Origin of the sequence: Roseobacter sp. (genome assembly GCF_024639605.1) — a bacterium.
GTDB lineage: Bacteria > Pseudomonadota > Alphaproteobacteria > Rhodobacterales > Rhodobacteraceae > Roseobacter.
In genome coordinates, this window is record NZ_JAHEHZ010000099.1 from 2,478 (window position 1) to 13,066 (window position 10,589).

Annotated in this window: 9 protein-coding genes and 1 pseudogene; 4 read left to right on the forward strand and 6 right to left on the reverse strand. The window is 60.0% G+C overall.

The annotated features are described in order from the left end of the window. From Q0M35_RS12865 to Q0M35_RS12890, 6 genes and pseudogenes are all read right to left on the reverse strand, one after another. A pseudogene (locus Q0M35_RS12865) lies at positions 1-119 on the reverse strand (ureidoglycolate lyase); the annotation flags it as partial. Between the two features lie 39 nt (positions 120-158). Next, positions 159-1,664, reverse strand: a complete 1,506-nt coding sequence (locus Q0M35_RS12870) for a sugar ABC transporter ATP-binding protein (protein WP_295315909.1) — start codon at positions 1,662-1,664, stop codon at positions 159-161. Then, on the reverse strand, positions 1,661-2,662 hold the full coding sequence (locus Q0M35_RS12875) for an ABC transporter permease (protein WP_295315910.1): 1,002 nt from the start codon (positions 2,660-2,662) through the stop codon (positions 1,661-1,663). Before Q0M35_RS12875 ends, Q0M35_RS12870 begins: the two co-directional genes overlap by 4 nt. Before the next feature lie 13 nt (positions 2,663-2,675). Then, positions 2,676-3,650, reverse strand: a complete 975-nt coding sequence (locus Q0M35_RS12880) for an ABC transporter permease (protein ID WP_295315912.1) — start codon at positions 3,648-3,650, stop codon at positions 2,676-2,678. Positions 3,651-3,705: 55 nt separating this feature from the next. After that, positions 3,706-4,503 (reverse strand): SDR family oxidoreductase, encoded by a 798-nt coding sequence (locus tag Q0M35_RS12885; protein ID WP_295315914.1) that lies wholly within the window; start codon positions 4,501-4,503, stop codon positions 3,706-3,708. A 78-nt stretch (positions 4,504-4,581) separates the two neighbouring features. Beyond that, entirely contained in the window at positions 4,582-5,532 is a 951-nt protein-coding gene (locus Q0M35_RS12890) for a sugar ABC transporter substrate-binding protein (RefSeq protein ID WP_295315916.1), read from the reverse strand. Positions 5,533-5,855: 323 nt separating this feature from the next. Here Q0M35_RS12890 and Q0M35_RS12895 point away from each other — a divergent pair, with 323 nt between their 5' ends. From Q0M35_RS12895 to Q0M35_RS12910, 4 genes are all read left to right on the forward strand, one after another. Continuing rightward, on the forward strand, positions 5,856-7,574 hold the full coding sequence (locus tag Q0M35_RS12895) for an extracellular solute-binding protein (protein ID WP_295315924.1): 1,719 nt from the start codon (positions 5,856-5,858) through the stop codon (positions 7,572-7,574). Between the two features lie 23 nt (positions 7,575-7,597). Next, the gene (locus tag Q0M35_RS12900; protein ID WP_295315918.1) at positions 7,598-8,404 is read left to right on the forward strand and encodes an SDR family oxidoreductase; all 807 of its coding nucleotides are present in this window, start codon (positions 7,598-7,600) and stop codon (positions 8,402-8,404) included. Between the two features lie 70 nt (positions 8,405-8,474). Further along, positions 8,475-9,773, forward strand: coding sequence for a Xaa-Pro peptidase family protein (locus Q0M35_RS12905; protein ID WP_295315920.1), 1,299 nt, complete (start codon positions 8,475-8,477; stop codon positions 9,771-9,773). A gap of 2 nt (positions 9,774-9,775) precedes the next feature. Next, positions 9,776-10,540 (forward strand): SDR family oxidoreductase, encoded by a 765-nt coding sequence (locus tag Q0M35_RS12910; protein WP_295315922.1) that lies wholly within the window; start codon positions 9,776-9,778, stop codon positions 10,538-10,540. Positions 10,541-10,589 lie beyond the last annotated feature (49 nt).

The following is a 10,589-nucleotide window of genomic DNA, read 5'->3' on the forward strand; positions in this document are numbered from 1 at the left end:
GGCCGCAGGGTGTCACCGGATATGTCCGGCACCAGCGCGGAGAGGTCGCGGACACGTCCTGCAGCGTCGAGCACACCGGGTTTCTCGGCGCCCGGAGCGCCATAGCGAAGAAGTTTCATGTTGCCTCCAATCGGGATGTTCTGCAGCGGGGCTCAGGGTCAGGCGGCGCGTTCTCCGCCAAGCCCTGAAATCGCCTGGATCAGGCTGTCTTCGGTGACCTCCTCGGAGGTAAAGGTGCGCATGATTTTGCCCGAATACATCGCCACGATGCGGTCGGATACATGCAGCACTTCGGGCATCTCCGAGCTGATCACCATGACCGCATAGCCCTGGGCTGCCAGTGCGCGCAGCAGCTTGTGGATCTCGGATTTACTGCCCACGTCGATACCACGCGTCGGCTCATCCACGATCAGTACATTAGGGTGCATCGACAGCCATTTACCGATGACGATCTTCTGCTGGTTACCGCCCGACAGATTGCCGACCTGCTGTTTCCAGCCGGGTGTGCGGATGTCGAGCTTGTCGCGGTACTGATCAAAGATCGCCACTTCGGCCCCTTCCGCCACAAAAGGCCCGGCCTTGAGGTCATCGACCTGCGGCAGGGTCATGTTGTCACGACAGTTCATACCCAGCACGAGGCCCTGCCCCTTGCGGTCTTCGGGCACCAGGCTGATGCCTTTGGCGATAGCGTCGGTGGGTGAGGAGATCCGTACCTCTTCGCCGTCGAGCAGGATCTGGCCCGCCGACGGGTCGCGCAGACCGAAAAGCGTTTCGGCAATTTCGGTCCGGCCCGCGCCGACGAGGCCGTAAAACCCCACGACCTCACCGCGCCGGATCTGGAAGCTGATGTCCTCGTACATTCCGCCACAGGTCAGCCCGCGCACTTCAAGGGCCACTTTGCCCAGTTCGTGGTGTGCGGCATTGCGGCTGAGGTCGAGCTTGCGCCCGATCATCATCTGCGTGACTTTCTCCTCGTCGGTATCGGCCGTGTTCACGGTGCCCTGATACTGTCCGTCGCGCAGCACGCTGATCCGGTCGGTGATTTTGAAAATCTCTTCCATGCGGTGCGAGATGTAGATGATGCCCACGCCGCTGGCCTGCAGATCCGAGATCACGTCAAAGAGCACGACTTTTTCGGCATCCGTCAGAGAAGCGGTCGGCTCATCGAAGATCACCGCCTTGGCGTCCACGGTGAGGGCGCGGGCAATCTCAACCATCTGCTGGTTGGCGATGGACAGCGTGCCCACGCGGGTGCGGGCATTAAAGCCCACGTTAAGTTTTTTCAGGATCGCATCCGTTCTGGCATAAAGCTCAGACCAGTCCACGCGCCCGAAACTGCTGCGGGGCAGTTCGCCGAGATAGATGTTTTCGGCCACGGACAGCTCGGTTGCGAGACTGAGCTCCTGATGGATGAAGACGATGCCCTTTGCCTTGGCCTCCAGCGGACCGGACATCACCGCAGGCGTATCGCCGACGTAGATCTTGCCTTCGTCGGGCTGGTGTATGCCGCCCAGCACCTTCATCAGCGTGGATTTCCCGGCACCGTTTTCACCCATCAGCGCGTGCACTTCGCCCGGCATGACCGAGAAGGACACACCATCGAGCGCGCGCACACCGGGAAAGGTTTTTACGATGCCTTCGAGACGCAGAACCGGATCGGTCATACCTTCAACTCCTCTTTGCCTTTGACATTGAGCTGGCGGTCCAGCACGAGCACCGCGATCAGAATGAGACCGATCACAAGGTTCACGGTCGATGTGTCCGCCCCGATGTGACCTAGCCCCTTACGCAGTAACTGGATTGCGATAACGCCGCCGATTGTGCCGATGACGCTGCCTGCGCCGCCGGTGATCTTGGTGCCACCGAGAACGACGGCTGTGATCACCCAGAGCTCGTAAAGCTGTCCGTCATTCGGGTTGACCGAACCGGATTCCGAATAAAAGACCACTGCGGACAGGGCGGCCAAAAACCCGATGACCGCGAAGTTGATCATCACATGAGGGCCGACGCGTATACCCGCATTCACGGCGGCCTCGCGGTTGTCACCGATGGCATAGGCGTTTCGCCCGTGCACCGTGCGGGTCATCACAAACCAGATGATCACCGTGACGATTGCGAGAAACCAGGTGGCCGTGTGAAAGCCCAGAAACTGCGCCTCGGCGAAATCGACCAGCGTCCAGTTGAGGTGGCTGGTCGGGTTTTCGCCGTTGAACATAAAGACGATGCCGCGATACCCGAGCATCGAGCCCAGCGTCACGATGAAGGCATCGACACCTGTTTTCCAGACGATCAGCCCGTTCAGCGCTCCCAGAAAGGTACCAACCGCCAGAGCCAGCAACCAGGACACCGGGATCACCCAGTCGCCAAGACCGGCGAAAACGGTCCATGTCATGCTGTCCAGCAGAATGATCGCGGCAATCGCATAGGTCGCGCCCACGCTGAGATCGATGTTGCCGTTGATCATCACGATGGTCATGCCGATTGCGATGATGCCGATGGGAGCTGACTGCTTAAGGAGCAGCAGCATGTTTTCGTAATCCATAAAGGCTTTGTCGGAGAGGGCGAGGTATTCACCGGCGACGCTGAAAAAGATCAGTTCCAGCACGATGAAGCCCCAGATGGCCCCCTTTTTAAGCGCGTCAGACAGTGCTCCGGGTTGCATGATTTTCCTCCCCTTACGCGATCGGTGACCAGAGCCTGCCGCGCTTGGCTGCGATATCGAGCCAGACTGCAAGGATGATGATGACCCAGGTCACGACGAACTGGACGTAGAACTGCAGACCGAGCAAAAGAAGCCCGTTCTGAATGAAGCCGAGGATCAGGACGCCGACCACCGTTTTGAAGATCGTACCGGAGCCGCCCATTAGGGATGCGCCACCAAGAATGACCGCCGCCAGAACCTCCAGCTCCAGCCCCTGGCCCACGGTGTTCTGTGACCCCAGAGACCGGCTGGCCTGAATAAGACCGGCGGTTGCCACACAAGCCGACGACATGATGTAGCACAGGAATACCGTGCGGGCGCGCCGGATGCCTGAGAAGGTCGCGGCGGTGCCATTGCCGCCGACGGCATAAACCTTGCGTCCGAAGGCCGTTTTGCCGAGTACGAGACCCAGCACTGCGGCAAGTGCGATGAAGATCAGAATTGGCACCGGAATGCCAAGAGCTGTGCCCTGGCCAAAGACGCTGAACCAGGTGCCGTCCTTGTCGGCGATGTCCATGTTTTTGCCGCCCGAATAGGTGAGGGTCAGCCCGTGGATCGCAGACAACATGCCCAGCGTCACAATCAGTGAATTGAGTTTGAGATAGCCGACCAGGAACCCGATGAAGGCCCCCAGCGCGATGGTCATGGCGAACATGGCCGGAATGGCCAGCAGCGGGCCGATCTGGTCGTGCAGATCCAGCACCACAATCGTCGAGAATGACATCATCGAGCCCACGGAAAGGTCAAGATTGCCGCTGATGACCACAAAGGTCACCCCGAGCGCCATGACCCCCAGAATGGCCGAAGAGCGCACCACGCTGAACATATTGTCCACGGACAGGAATTTCGGATTGGCGATGGTGAACGCGATGATAAAGAGCGCAAACGCCACCAGAATACCCTGTTTGGCCAGAATATTCCCGATGTTCTGTTTCGTCATTGTTGCCATTGTCCCCTCCCTCAGGTCGACAACCTCACATACGGGCTCAGGATGAGCGCGCAGGTCAGACCAGTGTCATGCCTCCGTCGATCATTACTATCTGGCCGGTCATGTAGTCGCTGTCTTTCGAGGCCAGAAATGTGGTGGTTCCTGTGATGTCCCCGGGATTTGCCACGCGGCCTTTCAGGATCTGTGACGAAAACTCCTCCATCGCCTGACCCGGTCGTTCGGCGGCACCGATCTCCAGCAGGTCCTGATCGACCTGTTCCCACATTTCAGTTGCTACCACGCCGGGGGCGAACCCCGTCACCGTGATACCATGTCTGGCCAGGTCGCGCGCACCGGATTGCGTGAGCGAGACCACTGCCCATTTAGAGGCACAATAGGGGGCGACGTTGTCAAATCCCTGGCGGCTCGCGATGGAGGCGGTGTTGATGATCTTGCCGCCACCGCCCTGTGCGATCATCTGCCGGGCGGCCTCCTGCGTGCCGATCATGCACCCCAGCGCGTTGATGCCCATGATGAAATTCCAGTTCTCTTCGGTCACATCCATGAAGTTCATGGGTTTGTTGACGCCGGCATTGTTGAATTTGACATCAAGCCGTCCGAATGTCTCAACCGTATGAGCGATTAAGGCGCGAACGGTATCGCGCTGCGTGACATCCACATGGGCCGATGTCACACGGGCCGCGTCGCGGTCCGGATGTTGCCTGTTATGTTCGGCCACATCGGCTGCTTTTTCGGTGTCGATGTCGGCAAAACAGACACTGGCACCTTCATCAAGCAGCGCCTCGCCGATCGCACGTCCGATCCCGCGCGCGGCACCGGTCACGATACAGACACGACCTGAAACACGTCCCATCTTCTTCCTCCCGCAGAGCCTGTTTCACAAACAATCGTGCGGAGCGTGACACCGTCACGCTCCGCACGAGGGAGGGGGTCAGAACACCGGTTTGGTGAACTCACCCATGTTGTCCTGGGTAATCTTCGGCGTGTCGAAGTAGTTCAGGAAAGGCACTTCCTTGCCGCTGAGAACGTCGATGGCCGTTTGCAGGGCCGCTTCGGCGTCATCCACCGGAGACTGATAGATTGAGCCCCAGTAGCTGCCTTCACCCATCGCCTCGTAGCCGACGGAGAAGTTGGTCGCACCCACGAAGATGATCCCTTCGCGGCCGGCCGCTTTGGCCGCGTTCAGGGCGCCGACGCCCATGTTGTCGTCACCGGCATAGACGCCGTCGATGTCATCATATTTGACGAGGAAGGCTTCCATCACCTGCTGTGATTTCTCGCGGTTCCAGTCGCCGGGCTGTGTCTCTACGAGGGTCACATTCGGGCAGACCTCGGGCAGGCGGTCCTCAAAGCCCTTGGCGCGTTCGATGGCCGTGGTGTAGCCGGGCTGGCCGCTGATCTGAACGACCCGCGCCTCATCGGCGATGCCCATATCCTTGAACTTGTCGCACATGATTTCAGCCGAACGAGAGCCCTGGGTGATGTTGTCCGGACCGGAGAAGGAGGCCACAAAGTCAAAGCCCGCCTCTGCGATGTTGGAGTTGGTCACGATGACCGGAATATCGGCCTGGGACGCTTTGCGCACGGCGGGGATCACGGCCTCACCATTGGTTGGCCAGATAATGATGGCATCGACTTCCTGCTGGATCAGATCTTCCATCTGCGCGATCTGCCGCGCCACGTCGCCGCCGGCGTCCAGCACCACGGTCTCTACGTTATCGTTCGCCTCGGCGGCGGCAATGAACGCCTGTTCATAGGTGGTCTGGTAGCTGTCGACGCCGACATTGTTTTGCGTGATGCCGATTTTATAGGTTTCGGCGTGGGCCGCACCTGCAAGTCCGGCCACGGCGGTTGTCGCAGCGAGTATCGTACGAAGTGTCATTTGGGTCTCCTCCCGGTTCATAATTCTGAGGCTGTCCCGCCCCAGTGTGCTCAGCATCGGCCGCGTTACAACACGGACCAGATGCGATCAAACACAGCATGCCGGATAAAGCCGGTCTGCCCTGCATCAAAAAAGTCCAATATGAATATAATTCCATCCAATATGGATAATTCTGCGATACGTTCAGGTGATCATTCTGAACATTCTGGGGGCACTCAATGAATACTGCCGATAAACCATCCACCCGAACAGGGCTGCGTCGCGATCGTCTGCGCTCCCGTCAACCGGACAGCAAGGACCAGATGGACGCTCTCGCACGGGATATGCAGACACGGACCGCCGGCCAGGCCGCGAGCCCTGATGCGCTGGATATCCTGAGCTTTGTCGAAGAGATGAGCGACGAGCTGGAAGGCGGGATGGAACTGGTGGCGCCTGATCCGGTCCTGCGCATGGCGCTGCAGCTGCTCAAAGGACATTTCGAGGCGCGCATTGTGACTCCGACCTCTCTGATTGATGCCAGCCATGTACCCTATGCCACCGGCACCCGGCGTCTGAAAAAGATGATGTATGCAGGTCTGATCGAGCAACGGCCCCGGACTTCGACCGGCAAAAGCTTTTCCGTGCACCCCAGTGAGAAACTGCTGGCGCAGTGGAGCCAGATCTCGGGACGGTTGCGGCGCATATCAGAGGTCCGGTTTGCCGGTGCAAACGCGGCGCAGAATACCGAGGACTATTACTATGGCGGCAGCTATTCGGATGCGATTTCAATACCGCCGCTGAGCGTGTTGCCGGAATCGATCAAGGTACCCGGCGGTCTGCGGGTTCTGGTGCATGGCGATCCGACTTTTATGGTGATGGATCAGCTCAAGCGGCAGTTTGAACAGGTGATCGGCGCGCGCATCAACCAGCGCGCCTTCTCCATTGACCGTCTGCGTCAGGAGGCGCTGCGCAATGCGGAGCGGCAGACCAGCCGGTACGACATCATCGCTGTTGATCTGCCCTGGATCGGTGAGTTCGCTGAACAGAATGTGCTGATGCCGCTGGAGGATGCCATGTCGGTGTCGCGGCTGGATCCGGCCGATTTTCACACCGCCGGCTGGAAGGCCGCGCACTGGGGCGGGCGGGCTTACGGCGTGCCTGCCCAGACCACGCCTGAGCTGTTGTTTTACCGCCGGGACGTGTTTGCGCAGTTCGGTCTGGAGCCGCCGACCACAACCGACGGCCTGCTTGATGCCGCCAGCGCGCTGCACAATCCGCGCAAGGGGTTTTACGGTATCGCGTGGAATGCGGCGCGCGGCACGGCGCTTGGCCATACGGTGCTGATGGCGTTTGCGGATTTCGGACAGCCGGTTCTGGATCTGCCCGGGGTTGCGGGCGGGTTTGACACCGGTCAGCTGCACAAACGCAGCTATCGCGCCACCATCGACACACCCGCCGGTTTGCAGGCGGCGGAATACCTGATGGAGCTTCTGAATTATTCGCCGCCCGACATTCTTTCGATGAGCTGGTACGAGCGGGTGCGTCCCTATGCGGCGGGCAAGGTCGCGATGGCCTTTGGGTACACCCTGATTGCGCCTTACTTTGAAAGCGACGAGACATCGCCCGCCTATGGCAATACCGGTTATCTGCCGCACCCTGCCGGGCCCGGTGCGCGCACCGTGGCCCCTGTCGGAGGCTATGTCATGGGCATCCCGGCGAACCTTTCTGAAGACAGGCTGGCGGCGGCGGTCGAGGCTCTTACGGTTTTCACGTCACCTGAGGCGCAGAAACTTTACGTGCAGAACGGTAGCCGCACGAACCCGCGGTATTCCGTTGCCGCTGACCCGGAGGTGCGGCGCGCCTCGACGGTTTTCGAAGCGGTTGACGGCATGTCCTGGCGCGATGAGCTGCAGTTCTGGCCCCGCCCGCCGGTGCCAGAAATCACCGGACTTGTCCGGATCTGCGGCGAGGAATTTCACGACATGCTGCGCGGCGTTCACAGCCCGCAGACCGCTTTGATCCGCGCACAGGAACGCGCGGATGCACTGCTGAAACCGAACTGAAGACACTAAAGGGAGGAAAGAAAATGGACATCGAACGTCTGAAGGGAAAGAACGTGCTGATCACCGGCGCCGCGCGCGGCATGGGGGCGGCAAATGCCGAACACTTCGCCGCACAGGGGGCGAATGTCTGCCTTGGTGATCTCAACCTGGAAGAAGCCGAGGCGGTGGCCGCGCGCATCAATGACGCCGGTAACGGCAAGGCGATCGCGGTGAAAATGGATGTCACAAAGCGCGAGGATAATGCCGCCGCCGTGGCCGCCGTCGTGGATGCCTTTGGCGAGATCAACGTCGGGCTCTTCAACGCGGGTCTGAACAAGCCGCGGTTCTTCATGGACATCGACGAGGACAACTGGGACCTCATTATGAACGTGAATACCAAGGCGATGTGGCTCGGCATGCAGGAGACCGCAAAGCAGATGATCGCCCAGGGTAAACGCGATTACCCGTATAAAATCATCAACGTGGGCTCTATCGCGTCGCGCAAGCCGCTGGTGGATGTGACCGTCTACTGCACCTCGAAGTATGGGTGTCTCGCGCTGACCCACTGCGGTGCGCTGGCGCTGTCTGAGCACAACATCACCGTCAACGGATATGCGCCGGGCGTTGTGGTCACGCCGCTCTGGGAGCAGCTTGACAAAGATCTTGTCGACATCGGTTTCAAGGAGCGCGCAGGCCAGGCCTATGACGATATCGTGCGCGATGCACTGCAGATCAAACGCGTGTCCTATCCGGAGGATGTACGCGGCACCGCGGCCTTTCTGGCCTCCGGCGACAGCGACTACATGACCGGCCAGATGATCCACATCGATGGCGGCTGGTGCATTCAGTAAGCCTCCCGTCCTTCACACACTTCTCAATGTAATCACCGGTGCGCCCCGTCGCACCTGAAAGGAAAATATCATGTCACGCGCTCTTATGCCGAATTTGCTCACGCCGCAGGATCTGGAACCCAACTGGGAGTGGCGCGAAAAGCTGCCTGCCTGGGGCCATATGTCAGTGGATTTCGAACGCCGGATCGACCACGACCGGCTGCGCCGCTACCGCCTTGCCCGGACGCGACAGTCTCTGCAGGCCTCTGGTGCCGGCACGCTGCTGCTCTTTGATGTGAACAACATCCGCTATGTCTCCGCCACCAAGATCGGCGAATGGGAACGGGACAAGATGTGCCGTTTCTGTCTGCTGACGGGTGACGATTCTCCTTATGTCTGGGATTTCGGCTCGGCGGCCGTGCATCACAAGCGCTATTCAGACTGGCTGGAGCCTGATCACTGTCTTGCAGGTGTCGTCGGCATGCGCGGGACCATTCCGCCCGAATTCGGCCTGATGAAGAAATACGCCAAAATGATCGCTCAGCTGATCAAGGACGCGGGGATGGCTGACATGCCGGTGGGGGTCGATTACGCCGAAACCGCCATGTTCCATGCGCTTCAGGAAGAAGGCATCAATGTCATCGACGGCCAGCAGATCATGCTGGCGGCGCGTGAGATCAAGAACTGGGACGAAATCCAGCTTCTGACCCAGGCGGCTGCCATGGTCGATGGTGTCTATCATATGATCTATGAAGAGCTGAAACCGGGCGTGCGCGAAAACGATATCGTCGCCATGTCGAACAAGATGCTTTACGAGATGGGCTCGGACGATGTCGAAGCGATTAACGCCATATCCGGCGAGCGCTGTAACCCGCATCCGCACAACTTCACCGACAGGCTGATACGCCCCGGAGACCAGGCATTTTTTGATATCCTGCAAAGCTATCAGGGGTACCGGACCTGCTATTACCGGACCTTCAACGTGGGCCGCGCGACACCGTCGCAGAATGACGCCTATGTGAAAGCGCGCGAATGGATCGATGCCTCGATTTCGATGATCAAGCCGGGCGTTTCAACCGATAAGGTGGCGGAGGTCTGGCCCACAGCCGAAAGCCTGGGGTTCCCCAATGAGGATGCGGCCTTTGGCCTGCAGTTCGGTCACGGGCTGGGTCTTGCGCTGCATGAACGACCGATCATCAGCCGCGCGGTCAGCCTGGATCATCCGATGGAGATTAAGACGGGGATGGTCTTTGCGCTTGAGACCTATTGTCCCGCGACGGACGGATATTCAGCAGCGCGGATTGAGGAAGAAGTCGTGGTCACGGAAACCGGCTGCGAGGTGATCAGTCTCTTCCCGGCTGAAGAACTGCCCATTGCCAACAGGTACTGATCATGTCCGGACCCTTTGATCTGACCGGGCGCCGCGCGCTTGTCACGGGCGGTGCAACCGGCATCGGCGAGGGCATTGCCCTCGGCCTTGCCGCCGCCGGTGCCGACGTGGCGCTGACCTATCGCAGCCACGCGCCCGAAGAAACGCTTGCAGAGCTCGAAGCCCTCGGTGTGAAAGCCGCAGCGGTGAAAGCTGACTTTGACGGCATGGATGCGGCGGCTGCCGCAGACGTGGTTGGCTTTGCCCGGGACGCGCTTGGCGGTCTTGATATTCTGGTGAACAACGCTGGCATCATTCACCGCGAGCCATCGGTTGATATGCCGTTCGAGGACTGGCGGCGCGTTTTGTCGGTCAACCTCGACAGCGTTTGGCTGCTCAGCCAGGCGGCGGGGCGTCACATGGTGGATCAGGGCTCCGGAAAGATCGTGATCGTGGCTTCGGTGCTGGGCGCGCAGGGCGGCCTGATGGTGCCTGCCTATGCCTCGAGCAAACACGCCGCCGTTGGTCTGACGCGCGCGCTCTGCAACGAGTGGGCGGGCAAGGGTGTCAACGTCAACGCCATCGCGCCGGGCTACACCGCGACGGACAACACCCAGGCGCTCAGGGATGATCCGGACCGCTCAAGAGCATTGCTGGAACGCATCCCGGCTGGGCGGTTTGCCGAGCCGTCGGAAATCGCAGGGGCCGCCGTTTTTCTGGCATCGGACGCCGCCGCCTATTGCCACGGTAGCGTGGTGACGGTGGATGGCGGCTGGCTGGCCCGCTGAGGAGGATATGATGGAACAGACACTTTCAGGAAAAACCGCGCTCGTCACC